Here is a 14029-nt window from a genome sequence, read left to right as displayed (position 1 = left end):
GACTCGCGTTGCCGACATGCCCGGTGGCAGTAACCACTACGCAAGGGAGATGCGACATGGGTTCCGCAGACCTGATGAGCTGGCTGGCCGAGGGCTACCTCAACGGTGATCCGATCCGCTACCCGCTCTATGTCGGGTTGATGTTCCTCAGCATGCCGTTCCAGCTGCTGTCCACGCTGTCGGGACAGCCCTTCTAACCGATGCCGAGCCGCGAGGTACAGGCCGGCCACGCGCCCCAACCCTGACGGGCGCGTGTCACCTCGGCGATGGCGATCTGTTCCTCGCGGGTCGCGAGGTCGGCGCGCGGGGCGTAGCGGGTGCCGCCCTGGCGTTCCCAGGTGTTCTGGTCGAACTGGATGCCGCCGAAGAAACCGTTGCCCGTATTGATGGCCCAGTTGCCGCCGGATTCGCATTTGGCCAGGGCATCCCAGGTGGTGCCGTTCTGCACGTCCGGGACCTCGGTGCCGGGCTTGGCGCCCTTGCGCACGGTCTTGGGCTGCGCGGGCACGATCACGGTGGACTTGATCGGATCCTTGCCCGCCTCATGGCCGTTCACGATGGAGACCGCGAAAGTCACGTCCTGCGTACCGGGTACGCCCGGATTCTCGACGATCGTGCGGCTCATATTGAGCGTCTGATCCTCGATGATGTTCTCCGGCGGATCGAGCGGCACCCGCTCGGTGCGGTTCTCCACGATCTTGCGGGTGACGGTGATCTTCATGCCGTCGGTGAGCGGGGTGCTCGCGACCGGTTCCACGGAGTCCTGATTGACCAGCGGGCGGCCCTGCGCCTGGAGCAGCTCCCCGATGGTCGGGGCGGCGAGGCGGACCAGCGACGCGGGCGCGCCGTTGTCGCTGAGTTCGACCGTGCGCGGATTGGTGATGAGCAGTTGCGCGCCCTCGAGCGGCAGCGGGGTCGGCCGCGCGGGCGAGGTGAAGACGTCGCCGGGCAGGTTGAGCTTGGTGACCGCCTCGGCCACGGTGAGCGCGGTGGTCCACGCCTTGGAGGGCGTGCCGTCGACGATGAGTGAGACCTCACGGGCCCGGTTCAGCGTGATGGTGGATCCGTCGCTGATATGCGCTCCGGCGGAAGGGGATACGTCATCGCGGTTGGTGATCGCGTACCCGGCGTCCTTGAGCGCGCCGCGAACGTCCCCGCGCATGGTGGATTCGGCGAACTGCTTGCCATCGATGACGAAGGTGATCTGCTTCTTGCTCATGATGGCAACGCCGGCGCCGAAGATGAGCGTGACGAGCATCGCCGCGATAGCCCCGTACAGCATCGGGGAACGCGACGAGTTGATCTTCGTCAATGCGTGCATCGGAAATCCCGGCATGGTCACAGTACGATAACGAGGGGGTCAGAGATTGACAACCACTCTCGGCGGAACTGCGGGGACGAAAATTACGACCCGATATCGAACCGCAGGTAAATCAAGATCGCGCTAGATCATAGTGAGCTGCGACACATATGGCGTCCCAAAGCCCGGTGTCCGATCCCCGACAGCGACAACTGATTTCGCAGCGCTGAGGGTAACTCGCCGGGTACGCCCGAAATAGGTTCGCCACCCGACCGCCGGCACGCGTGCGGTACCCGCGACGGCACCCGAGCCGGGCGCTGAAGCCCCGGAGAGGCGGAACAGTATTTCAGATTCCGTAGACCCGGCGGGCATTGGCGGTGGTGATCTTGGCCAGCTGCACCGGATCCTGTTCGCGCAGTTCGGCCAGCGCGCGCAGCGTGTACGGCAGCATGTACGACTCGTTCTGCGCACCCCGGAACGGATGCGGAGTCAGGAAGGGCGCGTCCGTTTCGACCAGAATCAGTTCGTCCGGAACGAGTTTCGCGGCCTCGCGCAATTCGTGCGCGTTCTTGAAACTGACCGTGCCCGAGAAACTGAGCACATAGCCCTCCTCCACACAGGCCATCGCCATGTTCGCGTCGGAGGAGAAGCAGTGGAAGATCACGGTTTCCGGCGCGCCCTCGTCCAGCAGCACCGCCAGCAGGTCGTGATCGGCCTCCCGGTTGTGGATCATGAGCGGCTTGCCCAGCCGCTTGGCCAGGTCGATGTGCCAGCGGAAGCCCTCGACCTGATCCTCGATCTCGGCGCAGCCGTCCAGCTTGCCGGGCCAGTAGTAATCCAGCCCGGTCTCCCCCACCGCAACCACCCGCGGATCGGCGGCCAGCTGCTCGAGCTCGGCCTTGGCGGCATCATCGAGGTGGTTGGCGCGGGTCGGGTGCAGCGCGACCGCGGCGTGGACCCGGTCGTCCCAGTGCGCGGCGCGGACCGCGAAGCGCGCGGCCTCGAGGTCGTCGGCAACCGTCACCAGCTCCCGCACACCCGCCGCGCGGGCCCGCTCCACCAGGGCCGCAACCGATTCCGGATCGGTGGCCCCGCAGGCATCGATGTGGGTGTGCGCGTCGATGAGCGGCGACAGCGGCTCGGGCGGCTCGGGCGCAGGTCGGCGACTGGTCATACCCATCCCCTGAAGGAAAGACGGGCGGCACCTGCCACGGGGATATTCACGCGAGCGACGTAGGACACGCAGATAGAGTAGACACACCATGAGCGCATCCGATCGCCCCGCCTTTTACATCACCACGGCCATCGCGTACCCGAACGGCGCACCGCACATCGGGCACGCCTACGAGTACATCTCGTCCGATGCCCTGGCCCGCTTCAAACGGCTGGACGGCTTCGATGTGTTCTACATGACCGGCACCGACGAGCACGGCCAGAAGGTGCAGCAGGCCGCCAAGGCCGCCGGTCTCGCGGAGCAGGAGTACGCCGCGCGCAACTCCGACGTCTTCGAGAACATGGACAAGGCGCTCGACATCTCCTTCGACCGCTTCATCCGCACCACCGACGAGGACCACCTGGCCGCGTCGGTCGCGATCTGGGAGCGCATGGTCGAGGCCGGGGACATCTACCTCGACACCTACGCCGGCTGGTACTCGGTGCGCGACGAGGCGTTCTATACCGAGGAGGAGACCACCCTCCTCGAGGACGGCACCCGCATCTCCACCGACACCAAGACCCCGGTGGAGTGGACCGAGGAGTCGAACTACTTCTTCCGCCTGTCCAACTATCAGGACAAGCTGCTCGAACTGTACGAGACCCGGCCGGAATTCATCGCGCCCGCGACCCGGCGCAACGAGATCGTCTCGTATGTGAAGTCGGGCCTGAAGGATCTGTCCATCTCCCGCACCACCTTCGACTGGGGTGTGCCGGTGCCGGGTCACCCCGAGCACGTCATGTACGTCTGGGTGGACGCGCTCACCAACTACCTGACCGGCGCGGGCTTCCCCGACACCGATTCGGCGTCGTTCCAGCGGTATTGGCCCGCGGACCTGCACATCATCGGCAAGGACATCTCGCGGTTCCACACCGTGTACTGGCCCGCCTTCCTGATGAGCGCCGGAATCGCGCTCCCGAAGCGGGTTTTCGTGCACGGCTTCGTCAACTACAAGGGCGAGAAGATGTCCAAGTCGGTCGGCAATGTGGTCGATCCCATGGACCTGGTCGACACCTTCGGCCTGGACGCCGTGCGCTTCTTCCTGCTGCGTGAGATCTCCTACGGCCAGGACGGCTCCTACAGCCACGAGGCCATCGTCGGCCGCATCAATGCCGATCTGGCCAACGAGTACGGCAACCTGGCCCAGCGCTGCCTGAAGATGGTGGCCCGCGACTTCGGCGGCGTCGTCCCGACCCCGGGCGAGTTCACCGAGGACGACAAGGCCCTGCTGGAGCGCGCGGGCGACCTGCTGGAGAAGGTCCGGGCCGAGTTCGACCAGCAGCAGATCCATCTGGGTCTGGAGCAGCTGTGGCTCACCCTCGGTGAGACCAACCGCTACTTCTCCGCCCAGGCGCCCTGGACCCTGGCCAAGGCCGGCACACCGGAGGACACCGCCCGCGAGGGCACCATCCTCTACGTGACCATGGAGGTGCTGCGCATCGTCTCGATCCTGGTCCAGCCGGTGATCCCCGGCTCGGCCGGGAAGATCCTGGACCTGCTCGGCGTCACCGACCGCAACTTCGCGGACCTCGCCACCCCGCTCCGCCCGGGCACCGCCCTGCCGGAACCGGCCGTGGTCTTCCCGAAGTACGTCGAACCGAAGTAAGAACCGGTGCCGCCCGCCGCCCTCCGGCGGGCGGGCACCGAGTCCCACCCGCCGACCGCGGGTGGAGATTCCCCTCCGAACTCCACCATCGCCGGAACGGGAATGCGGCGCCGAACATGCCGCTGCCCGATCCGCGGAATCGGATCGGGCAGCGGCTGATCTCGCCGTTCCAGCATCCGGTCCGCTTACCGCGCTGGTCAACCTGGGGCGGTAGCACGATTTGGGGCACCCGCACTGACCGGCGGGCCCGGATCAGCTGTTGGCGAGGGGATCAACGGTTGGGGTGCCGGGCGCGCGTGGCGTGAGCACGAAGAGCTGGTAGCCGCACCGCGGGTGGAAGGCGTTGTAGAAGCGCATCGTGAAGCTCATGCGCTCACCTGTCATGGGGTTGCGGACCATCACCAGCGAATCGTTGAACAGCTCCTCGCTCATCGGGGCCGCCCAGAGACGTTCGAATTCGGGATTCGTCCGGCAGGTCTCCAGGATCTGTTCGAGCCGGGCGGGCTCGACCAGCCCGGGCGACATGACCCGCAGACCGAAGAGCAGCCGGCGGACAACCGATTCCCAATTGACGATCAGCTCCCGGGCTTCGGGGATGGTCATGAACTGTTCGATCACGTTCACCGGCCGCTCGGCATCAGGACTCGCGGGGGCCAGCCATGGGAAGCCCTCGAGCGCAATCCGATTCGCGGCGAGCACCTCCTGCTCGGGGAATCGGTGGAAGAACGCGGGGACCGGCAGCGCCTCGAGGTGCTCGAGATCCTCCGGGCGCAGATCCGGTGGCCAGGTTCCGACCGCCAGGCGCGATGCCTTGGGCATCGCCAACGAGACCATTTTCTCGAGCAACCACATCGGCGCGTCCATGGCCGCGCACCAGTCCCCGAGCCGGTCGGCCGACATGGACCGTTCCCCGTTCTCCAGTTTCCGGTACAGCGAGACGCTGATGAACATCCGCCGGGCGGCTTCCTCCTGCGTGATCCCCAGCGTCTCCCGCCGGAAGCGCATGTACATCCCGACCAACGGCTGCTCGGGAACCGGATCGAACGATTCGAACACCTGATCTCCTACTCTGAACAGCAGCCGGACCCCGGTCAGGGGACCGCGCACGGGTCGATGGTGGTGGTCCCGGGCGACCGTGGCGTGAGCATGAACAGCTGGTAGGAGCAGTTCTGCGGGTGAAATGCGTTGTAGGAACGCATGGTCAGGCTCATGATCTCGCCGGTGGCCGGGTTGCGGACCTGCACGAGCGAGTCATTGAACAGGTCTTCTTCCATCGGGGTGTTCCACATGCGCGCGAATTCCGGGTTGACGCTACAGGTTTCGATGATCTGGGCCAGGCGCTCGGGGGCGACTACGCCGGGTGAGAGGACGCGCAGGCCGAAAACCAGGCGGTGCACGATGGTGTCCCAGTTGACCAGCAACTCGCGAGCTTCCGGGATGGTCAGGAACTGCTCGATGACATTGACCGGGCGGTCGGCGTCGGGCGCCGCGGGGGCCAACCACGGAAACGCCCCGCTGGCAGCCCGATTGGCCGCGAGCACCTCGTATTCGGGGAAGCGGTGGAAGTACGCCGGATAGGGCAGGGCCTCGAGATGGTCGAGGTCCTCCTGGCGCAGCCGGGGCGGCCAGGTGCCGCGCGCGAAGGTGGACACCCTGGGCAGGGCCAGCGAGACCACCTTCTCGAGCATCCACATCGGTACGTCCATGGCGGCACACCAGTCCTCGAGCCGGTCCGCCGAGACCGTGCGCTCCCCGCTCTCCAGCTTCCGGTAGAGCGAGACGCTGACGAACATCCGCCGAGCGGTCTCCTCCTGTGTGAGGCCCTGATTCTCCCGGCGGTGCCGCAGGTACATTCCGAGCAGCGGCTGCTCCGGAACCGGGGTGAGCGCGTCGAGCATCTGTCCGCCTATCCATCCAGCAATCCTTCAGCTAAATATCTACCGAAGTAGCCAGTGAGGATCCAGTTTTCCGGTCCAGCCAGCGTACGGACCGCGGCACCCGACAGCGACCCCGGACCTGGGCAGAGATCCACGCGGATGGCGAAGGCCGATCCGTCAATGCAACGATATGCATATGCGGCCCAACGACACGAGGAATGGTCTTTCGTCGCGCCGGAACGGGCACTCCGATCGACATCGGGCGGATCGGGAAGCGCTGCTGATCTCGCAACGCGGGCGGCTACTGGTGTTGATCGTCGACGCCATTGCCGAGCGCATCCGGCGGCTGCTCGAGCGTGGGGAGATTTACCAACTGCCGCAACGGATTCCGGATCTGCGAGCCTTCACCTTCGCGGTGTTGCGGCTGCCGCGGCCGTAGCGCTCGAGGTACCCGGCGGCGACTGAGGTCACCCGACCGCAATCCCGGGAGCCCCCCGATCCGGGCGCCCACCGATAATGACCATCTGAAGCGAACGCGGTTCAGTGAGAGAGGGAATGGATGCGCGACAGGCAGGTCCACATGACGGCTCGCGCACCACAGGGGACGTTGCAGCGCACCAACTTCGACGAACGGCACCGTGCCGCCCGGGACGCCGTCCTCACCTCGCAGCGCGGCCGGCTGCTCGAGGCCATGGTGGAATGCGTCGAGGCCAGGGGCTACCACGCCACCACGCTCACCGATATCGTGGCGCGGGCCCGGGTCTCGCGCAGCACCTTCTACGAGCACTTCAGCAATAAGGAACACTGCTTCGTCGAGGCGGTGCGCACCGCCTCCGACATCATCGCGACCCGCATCGCCGACGAGCTGGCGCAGCTGCCCACCGATGCCGGCGCGTACGAGCGCATCGAGTCCATCGTGGTCACCTTCTGCGAAACCGTGGCCTCCGAACCGGATTTCGCGCGGCTGATGCTGGTCGAGGCGTTCAAGGTGGATCAGGAGTCGGTGGCGCTGCGGGATCTGTCGGTGGATCGGTTCGCGGATCTGTACCGGGTCTTCTACGCCCAGGCGCGCGCGACCGATCCGAGCCTGCCGGTCATCGCCGACGAGCTGTTCGCGCTGATTCCGGATGCCATCGGCGAACGCACCCGCCGGGTCATCGTGGCCGAGGGGGCGCATCGGGTGCCCGAATTGGCGCCGCTGTTCGTGGAGTTCGTGGTCGCGGTGCTGGGCCTGCCCGCACAGGCCTGAATCGCTACGCCCCGTCGCGAAATCCACTGTCGCTCAGACAGTTTTCGGGTCGGGGCCACCGGAGCGTGCGGGTGTGACGTGGCCGGGTGAACTCACTCACAGCGAGAAGCTCGGTTCGTCATCCCCGAGCCATACCGATGACACATAACGGACGATCACCAGGCGGTGACCACAGCGCCCGGCTTTCGGCGAACCCCCACTTCAGCCAGGCCGCGGACAGCCAGGCTGGGTGCGGAAATTTTGCGACACCGCGCGTAACACTAAGCGAGCGTTCACGTTTCGTCTCAGACAGCTACTCGGAACGCTTTAGTTCCCCAAGCTAGTTACCCTCGGGTAGCCTCAGTTCATCCGAGCTTGACGAACACACATTTCACTCTCTTCCACGAGGTTTCAGCCTCCCAGTTTCAGGAGTCCCCTGTGCCGCAATCTCGATTCGAGTCCATCGGCGCCTATCTGCCCGAGAAGCGTATTACCACAGCCGAACTGCTTTCACAATTGAAGGAGGTCCCGGAGTTCGATCTCGAACGAATCACGGGAGTCAAGGAACGCCGTTTCCGCGACACCCGCCCGGAGACGCTCGAGGACTCCTTCGCCCTGGCCATGAAGGCCGTCGAGGACTGTCTGTCCAGGTCATCCTATGCCGCAGGCGATCTCGACATCATCATCTCGACCTCCATCACGCGCAGTAGGGAGGGCACCAAGATGTACATGGAGCCATCCTTCGCCGGTACCATCGGCCGTGCCATCGGCGCTCGGGAGGATGTCATCGCCTTCGATCTCTCGAATGCCTGCGCGGGCATGATGAGTGGCGTCTACATTCTCGACCGAATGATTCGCAGTGGCGCGGTGAAACGCGGCATCGTGGTCAGCGGCGAGGCCATTACGCCTATTGCCGAAACGGCCGTGAACGAGATTTCCAGTAAATACGATCTGCAATTCGCGTCGCTGACCGTCGGCGATTCCGGTGCGGCCGTGGTGCTCGACGAGGCCGTGGACGACAACGACATGATCCACTACATCGAGCTCACCACCGCCTCGGAGTTCTCGCACCTGTGCCTGGGCATGCCCAGTGACAAGTCCAATGGCGTGGCGCTCTACACCGACAACCGGAAGATGCACAACGAGGCGCGGTTCCTGCTGTGGACCGACACCCAGCGCAACTTCATGGAGGCGAACGGGATCACCTTCGCCGACGAGGGTTTCGACTACATCATCCACCACCAGTTCGGCGCGGCCGCGATTCCGTTCATGAACGCGATCGCCGAGCGCGAGTTCGGCCACCCCATGCCGCCGGACCTGAATGTCATCGAGAAGTACGGAAACACCTCCAGCACTTCGCATTTCATCGTGCTGCACGATCAGCTCAGCCAGCAGAACCTGGCGGCCGGGTCGAAGATCCTGATGATTCCGGCGGCCTCCGGCGTCGTCGGCGGCTTCCTGTCCACCACCATCTCGTCGCTGAAGGTCTGAGGTACTGCCATGGGTGTGCGCATCAAGTCCACCGGAATCAGCCGGGACACCGACACTTTCAGCATCGTCGAGCTCAGCGGCCGGGCCGCGCGGCGGGCCATGGAGAGCGCGGGCATCGAGCCCGGGCAGGTCGGGGTCATGATCAACGCGGGCATCTTCCGCGACAGCAATACCGTCGAGCCGGCCGTGTCGGCCCTGATCCAGAAGGCCGCGGGCATCGGGCTCGACTACGTGAAGGAGGACCCGCGGTCGTTCTCCTTCGACCTCATGAACGCCGGCACCGGCGTGCTCAATGCCGTGCAGGTGGCGCAGGCGGTACTGGCCACCGGCAGCGCCGAGCACGTGCTGGTGGTGTCGGGCGACACCCACCCCTCGCTGACGCGCTCCGCCGCCGACGACGAATTCCCCTACGCCACCGCGGGTGCGGCGCTGCTGCTGGAGCAGACCGGCGAGCCCGAGGGCTTCGGCCGGGTGCACACCCGCGCCTCCGCGGGCGCTCCGGGCCTGGAGTCCTACGTGGACACCGAGACGATGGGCGATCGAGGCCGCGGCATCATGACGGTCGAGCGCGAACCCGACTACCTGGACCGGCTGCTGGCCACCGCCGCCGAGGCCGCGCGCGCCGCGCTGTCGGACAGTGCGGTCGACAAGACCACCACCGCCCTCATCGCCGCCACCCCGAGCGCCGACTTCCCGGCCCGGCTGGCCGCCGAACTCGGCATCGCCGCGGACGCGGTGTTCACCCCGGACCTGACCGACGGTGACCCGCACACGGCCGCGCTCACCCTGGCGTATCACACCGCCGCCCAGGCGGATTCGCTGGCCGGCTACCGCGATGTGCTGTTCGTGGCGGCCGGTGCGGGCCCCTCGGCCGCCGCGGTCGTCTACCGGCTCCCGGCCCTCGCCGGAGCCGCGGCGTGACCACCGCGACCTATTGGCAGGCCATCGACCGCTTCCGAGCGGTGGTGGCCGCCGATCCGGACCGTGAGGCGGTGATCTACCCCGCGGGGAAGACCGCCTCCGGTCTCCCGGACTACCGCCACCTCACCTACCGTGAGCTCGACGAGTGGTCCGACACCATCGGCCTGCACCTGGCCGCGGCGGGCATGGGCCGCGGCACCCGCACCATCGTGCTGGTGCTGCCCAGCCCGGAGCTGTACGCGATCATGCTGGGGCTGTTGAAGATCGGCGCCATCCCGGTGGTCATCGATCCGGGCATGGGCCTGCGCAAGATGCTCAACTGCCTGCGCGCCGCGAATGCCGAGGCGTTCATCGGCATTCCGCAGGCGCACGCGGCACGAGTGCTGTTCGGCAGGTACTTCCGGAACGTGCGGGTGACTCTCACCGTCGGCCCGCGGTGGTTCTGGAGCGGACCGACCCTGCGCAGCTGGGGCGCGCCGGTGACCGCGGGCCGGCTCGGCAACCGGTTCCACGCCGACGGCGCGGCCGGTCCGGTCGGCGCGAAAGTCGCGGCGCGACTGGAGGAACTGCTGGCCGCCCGCGCTGAGCGGCGGACCGCCGGCGAGCACCGGGCCCCGTTCGACGCCTTCACCCTGCGCGAGCGGGTGCCGGCGCCGGCGGACGAGGTGCTGCTCATCGCCTACACCACCGGCAGCACCGGGCCCGCCAAGGCCGTGGAGATGACGCACGGCAATCTCAGCGCCATGGTCGAGCAGGTGCACGCCGCGCGCGGCCGGGTGGAACCGGGCACCTCGCTGATCACGCTGCCGCTGGTGGGCATTCTCGACATGCTGCTCGGATCACGGTGCGTACTACCGCCGCTGGTGCCGAGCAAGGTCGGCTCCACCGATCCGGCGCACGTGGTCGACGCCCTCAACCGGTTCGGCGTGAAGACCATGTTCGCCTCCCCGGCCGTGCTGATTCCGCTGCTGCGGCACCTGGAGACGCACAAGACGCCGGTGCCGACCCTGCACAGCATCTATTCCGGCGGCGCCCCCGTCCCGGACTGGTGCATCGCCGGGCTGCGGCAGGTGCTGGCCGAGGACGCCGAAGTGTACGCCGGGTACGGCTCCACCGAGGCGCTGCCCATGTCCACCATCGAATCCCGGGAACTGCTGGGCGGTCTGGCGGAGCGCGCGCACCTGGGCGACGGCACCTGTGTCGGGCGGCCCGCCGAGGGTGTGCGGGCCCGGCTGGTCGCCATCACCGACGATCCCATCCCGACCTGGTCGCAGGCCGAGGCCCGCGAATCCGAGCTGGTCGCCACCCGCGGCATCGGCGAACTGGTGGTGTCGGGACCGAATGTGAGCACCCGCTACTACTGGCCCGAGTCGGCGAACCTGGCGGGCAAGATCCACGAGGACGACACGGTGTGGCATCGCACCGGCGACCTGGCCTGGATCGACGGCGAGGGCCGGATCTGGTTCTGCGGCCGCAAGAGTCAGCGCGTGCACACCGCCGCCGGACCCATGTTCTCCGTGCAGGTGGAGCAGGTCTTCAACATACTGCCCGGGGTGGTCCGCACGGCGCTGGTCGGCGTGGGCACCCGCGGCGCGCAGCTGCCGGTGCTCTGCGTGGAGGCCGCGCCCGGCACGGACACCGCGGCGCTGACGGCGCAGTTGCGGCAGCGAGCCGGCGAATTCGATGTCACCGCACCGGTTTCCACGTTCCTGTTCCATCCGAAGTTCCCGGTCGATATCCGACACAATGCCAAGATCGGCCGCGAACAACTCGCGGTCTGGGCGGCGGAGCAGCTCGGAAAGGACGACGGACGATGAAGGTGACTGTGCTGCGGGCGATTCCGGTACTGGGATGGCTCTACCTGGCCCTGGGGCTGCTGCTGGCGGCGGGCGATCGCGCCCCCGCCAACCGGCTGCTGCGGGCGGTGTTCTGGATCGACGCCTTCCTCAGCATCGTGGTGCACGCGGCCCAGATCCCGGCCGCACTGAAGGCGACCGCGGGCACCGAGCACTCGCCGGTCAAGACGGCGGCCATGACCCAGATCTTCGGAATCACGTGGTGGAAGACCCAGGAGGCGGCGTGAAGGCACTGGTAACCGGGGCATCCGGGTTCCTGGGCGGGGCGATCGTGCGCCGCCTCCTCCGGGACGGCGGCTTCGAGGTGGCCATCCTGGCCCGGCCCACCAGCAATCTGCGTGACCTGTACGAGGTCATCGACGAGATCGAGATCATCACCGGCGATCTCACCGATCAGGTGTCGCTCGAACGCGCCACCAAGGGCGTGGATGTGGTGTTCCACAGCGCGGCGCGGGTCGACGACCGCGGCACCCGGGCGCAGTTCGTGGCCGAGAACGTCACGGCCACCGAGAATCTGCTGCGCGCCGCCAAGCGCAATGGGGCCTCGCGGTTCGTGTTCATCTCCAGCCCCAGCGCACTCATGGACCGCGACGGCGGCGATCAGGTGGACATCGACGAATCGGTGCCGTACCCGAGCCGCTACCTGAACGTGTACTCGGAGACCAAGGCCGCGGCCGAACGCGCCGTGTTGGCTTCCAACACCGCCGAATTCACGGCCTGCGCGCTGCGGCCCCGCGCCATCTGGGGCGCCGGCGACCGATCCGGGCCGATCGTGCGGCTGCTCGGGCGGGCGGCCGCGGGCACGCTGCCGGACCTGTCCTACGGCAAGCAGGTGATGGCCTCGCTGTGCCATGTGGAGAACATCGCCGAGGCGGCCGCCCTGTCGGCCCGCTCCGAGCAGGTCGGCGGCAAGGCGTATTTCATCGCCGACGCCGAGCAGACCGACGTGTGGGGCTTCCTCGGCGAGGTGGCCACCGGCCTCGGCTATCCGAAGCCGACCCGGCAGCCGAATCCGAGGGTGCTCACCGCCGCGGTGGCCGCCATCGAAACCGTCTGGCGCCTGCCGTTCGTCGCCACCCGGTGGTCGCCGCCGCTGACGCGGTACGTGGTGGCGCTGATGACCCGCACCGCCACCTACGACACCTCCGCCGCCACCCGGGATTTCGGCTACCAGCCGATCGTGGACCGCGAGACCGGGCTGACCGAGTTCCTGGCCTGGCTCGAAACCCAGGGCGGCATCGTGGCATTGACCGAGAAGATCTAGGCAGGGGTACACACATGTTCCGCCGTCCCATCTCCCCCACCGAGCTCATCTACTTCCCCATGCGGGATCTGGCGCCGCCGTTCCTGATGCAGCTGGTGGTGGAGGGCCAGGGCAGCATCGATCCGGAGGCGCTGCGGCGCGCGGTCGCCACCGCCGCGGACGCCAATCCGGGTGCGCGGCTGGTCCGCGACGGCAAGCAGTGGGTGGACAGCGGGGTCGCGCCGAGCGTGCGGGTGGTGGACCACGTGCTGGAATATCCGGCGCTGGAGGCGGATCCGGTGCTCACCAGCCCGATCGGGCCGACCCCGGACGCCACCGTGGAGGTGCTGCTGCTCACGGCCGACCTACCCGAGGGCGAGAAGGGACCCACCACCCTGGTGTTCCGGGTCTTCCACGGCGTCATGGACGGCATGGGCATGGTCATGTGGGCCACGGATGTGCTGCGGGTGCTGCGCGGTGAGGAACCCGTCGGTGCGCCCGATCCGATCGCCGACGCCGAACTGGTGCGCAAGGTCGGCGCGCCCGGGCGGCCCACGCTCATGCTGCCGCGCTTCCGCTCGGCGGTCGGGCACGGGCGGCAGGACCCGGGCGAACACCGGCACCTGTTGCGCACCCGCACCATTCACGCGACCGGGCCGGGCGCGCTCATGCGGGTGGCGGCGCTGCTCGCCGAGGAGGGCGGGCCGATCTCGCGCATCATGATTCCGGTCGACATCCGCCGCCACGACCCGGAACTGCGGTCCACCGCGAATCTCGCGCTGCCGCTGTTCCTGGACGTGCGGCCCGGCATCGACTGGAAGCAGCTCAACGAGATCAAGCGCGCGGGCCTGAAGGAGAACCGCGAGCTCAACCAGATGGACAACGGCGGGCTGAAATACCTGCCGCAGGCGGCGGGGCGCGGGCTGCTGCGCACGCTGAACCTACTCGGCTCCCGTACCGGCCGGAACCTGGCCTCCGCCACCGTCTCCCACATGGGCCGTTACGACCTCGACGCACTCGCGGTCCCCGGATTCGCCCCCACCGCCATCAAGGTCATGCCGCAGCACAGTGTCGCCATGCCGCTGCTCATCGGCATGACCGAATGCGGCGGACGCACCGAGCTGACCGTCTCGGTCCGCAACGGACGCGGCATTCCGGAACGCCTGGACGCCCTGCTGGACCGCATCGTCCGCACGCTGGAAAGCGAACTGACGCCCACGAATTCGGACGCGACCGCCTGACTCTCCTCTCGACCCGAGCCCGGCCGCGGCAATAGGCCACTCGCACACAAGGA

General features: G+C 67.5%; 14 protein-coding genes. 10 read left to right on the top strand and 4 right to left on the bottom strand.

Going from position 1 to position 14029, the window contains the following annotated elements; all coding sequences use genetic code 11:
- Positions 1–56: 56 nt before the first annotated feature.
- The gene (locus ACFXHE_RS28000) at positions 57–197 is read left to right on the top strand and encodes a hypothetical protein (RefSeq protein WP_354836094.1); all 141 of its coding nucleotides are present in this window, start codon (positions 57–59) and stop codon (positions 195–197) included.
- On the opposite strand, the gene ACFXHE_RS27995 is transcribed toward ACFXHE_RS28000, so the two are convergent.
- The gene (locus tag ACFXHE_RS27995) at positions 194–1321 is read right to left on the bottom strand and encodes a transglycosylase family protein (protein ID WP_379387429.1); all 1128 of its coding nucleotides are present in this window, start codon (positions 1319–1321) and stop codon (positions 194–196) included. The genes ACFXHE_RS28000 and ACFXHE_RS27995 overlap by 4 nt on opposite strands.
- Before the next feature lie 325 nt (positions 1322–1646).
- Positions 1647–2474 (bottom strand): TatD family hydrolase, encoded by an 828-nt coding sequence (locus ACFXHE_RS27990; protein WP_379387428.1) that lies wholly within the window; start codon positions 2472–2474, stop codon positions 1647–1649.
- An 88-nt stretch (positions 2475–2562) separates the two neighbouring features.
- Between ACFXHE_RS27990 and metG the strand changes: the two genes are divergently transcribed.
- Positions 2563–4119, top strand: a complete 1557-nt coding sequence (metG, locus tag ACFXHE_RS27985; protein WP_379387427.1) for a methionine--tRNA ligase — start codon at positions 2563–2565, stop codon at positions 4117–4119.
- Between the two features lie 252 nt (positions 4120–4371).
- Here the strand turns inward: metG and ACFXHE_RS27980 are convergent, their stop codons facing one another.
- The gene (locus ACFXHE_RS27980) at positions 4372–5175 is read right to left on the bottom strand and encodes a helix-turn-helix domain-containing protein (protein ID WP_379387426.1); all 804 of its coding nucleotides are present in this window, start codon (positions 5173–5175) and stop codon (positions 4372–4374) included.
- Positions 5176–5210: 35 nt separating this feature from the next.
- A complete protein-coding gene (locus ACFXHE_RS27975; protein ID WP_379387425.1) occupies positions 5211–6017 on the bottom strand; it encodes a helix-turn-helix domain-containing protein in 807 nt (268 codons plus the stop codon).
- A gap of 175 nt (positions 6018–6192) precedes the next feature.
- Between ACFXHE_RS27975 and ACFXHE_RS27970 the strand changes: the two genes are divergently transcribed.
- From ACFXHE_RS27970 to ACFXHE_RS27935, 8 genes are all read left to right on the top strand, one after another.
- Complete coding sequence (locus ACFXHE_RS27970) at positions 6193–6435, top strand: hypothetical protein (protein WP_379387424.1); 243 nt, start codon at positions 6193–6195, stop codon at positions 6433–6435.
- Positions 6436–6555: 120 nt separating this feature from the next.
- Positions 6556–7245, top strand: a complete 690-nt coding sequence (locus ACFXHE_RS27965; RefSeq protein ID WP_379387423.1) for a TetR/AcrR family transcriptional regulator — start codon at positions 6556–6558, stop codon at positions 7243–7245.
- A gap of 417 nt (positions 7246–7662) precedes the next feature.
- The gene (locus tag ACFXHE_RS27960; protein WP_379387422.1) at positions 7663–8715 is read left to right on the top strand and encodes a 3-oxoacyl-ACP synthase III family protein; all 1053 of its coding nucleotides are present in this window, start codon (positions 7663–7665) and stop codon (positions 8713–8715) included.
- A 9-nt stretch (positions 8716–8724) separates the two neighbouring features.
- Positions 8725–9636, top strand: a complete 912-nt coding sequence (locus ACFXHE_RS27955; RefSeq protein WP_379387421.1) for a hypothetical protein — start codon at positions 8725–8727, stop codon at positions 9634–9636.
- Positions 9633–11453, top strand: coding sequence for a fatty acid CoA ligase family protein (locus tag ACFXHE_RS27950; RefSeq protein ID WP_379387420.1), 1821 nt, complete (start codon positions 9633–9635; stop codon positions 11451–11453). Before ACFXHE_RS27955 ends, ACFXHE_RS27950 begins: the two co-directional genes overlap by 4 nt.
- Positions 11450–11719: a hypothetical protein gene (locus ACFXHE_RS27945; protein WP_364622935.1), complete on the top strand. Its 270-nt coding sequence runs from the start codon at positions 11450–11452 to the stop codon at positions 11717–11719. Before ACFXHE_RS27950 ends, ACFXHE_RS27945 begins: the two co-directional genes overlap by 4 nt.
- Positions 11716–12756, top strand: coding sequence for an NAD-dependent epimerase/dehydratase family protein (locus ACFXHE_RS27940; protein WP_379387419.1), 1041 nt, complete (start codon positions 11716–11718; stop codon positions 12754–12756). Before ACFXHE_RS27945 ends, ACFXHE_RS27940 begins: the two co-directional genes overlap by 4 nt.
- Before the next feature lie 14 nt (positions 12757–12770).
- Positions 12771–13976 (top strand): peptide synthetase, encoded by a 1206-nt coding sequence (locus ACFXHE_RS27935; RefSeq protein WP_379387418.1) that lies wholly within the window; start codon positions 12771–12773, stop codon positions 13974–13976.
- Positions 13977–14029 lie beyond the last annotated feature (53 nt).

The organism is Nocardia sp. NPDC059229, assembly GCF_042754165.1.
Classification (GTDB): domain Bacteria; phylum Actinomycetota; class Actinomycetes; order Mycobacteriales; family Mycobacteriaceae; genus Nocardia.
This window is presented reverse-complemented; position numbering and strand designations above follow the sequence as displayed.

Bases quoted from the DNA above. Each gene is read 5' to 3' on its own strand.
- ACFXHE_RS28000 (WP_354836094.1), top strand. From the start codon at position 57: ATGGGTTCCGCAGACCTGATGAGCTGGCTGGCCGAGGGCTACCTCAAC.
- ACFXHE_RS27995 (WP_379387429.1), bottom strand. From the start codon at position 1,321: ATGCACGCATTGACGAAGATCAACTCGTCGCGTTCCCCGATGCTGTAC.
- ACFXHE_RS27990 (WP_379387428.1), bottom strand. From the start codon at position 2,474: ATGACCAGTCGCCGACCTGCGCCCGAGCCGCCCGAGCCGCTGTCGCCG.
- metG (WP_379387427.1), top strand. From the start codon at position 2,563: ATGAGCGCATCCGATCGCCCCGCCTTTTACATCACCACGGCCATCGCG.
- ACFXHE_RS27975 (WP_379387425.1), bottom strand. From the start codon at position 6,017: ATGCTCGACGCGCTCACCCCGGTTCCGGAGCAGCCGCTGCTCGGAATG.
- ACFXHE_RS27970 (WP_379387424.1), top strand. From the start codon at position 6,193: ATGCGGCCCAACGACACGAGGAATGGTCTTTCGTCGCGCCGGAACGGG.
- ACFXHE_RS27965 (WP_379387423.1), top strand. From the start codon at position 6,556: ATGCGCGACAGGCAGGTCCACATGACGGCTCGCGCACCACAGGGGACG.
- ACFXHE_RS27955 (WP_379387421.1), top strand. From the start codon at position 8,725: ATGGGTGTGCGCATCAAGTCCACCGGAATCAGCCGGGACACCGACACT.
- ACFXHE_RS27945 (WP_364622935.1), top strand. From the start codon at position 11,450: ATGAAGGTGACTGTGCTGCGGGCGATTCCGGTACTGGGATGGCTCTAC.
- ACFXHE_RS27935 (WP_379387418.1), top strand. From the start codon at position 12,771: ATGTTCCGCCGTCCCATCTCCCCCACCGAGCTCATCTACTTCCCCATG.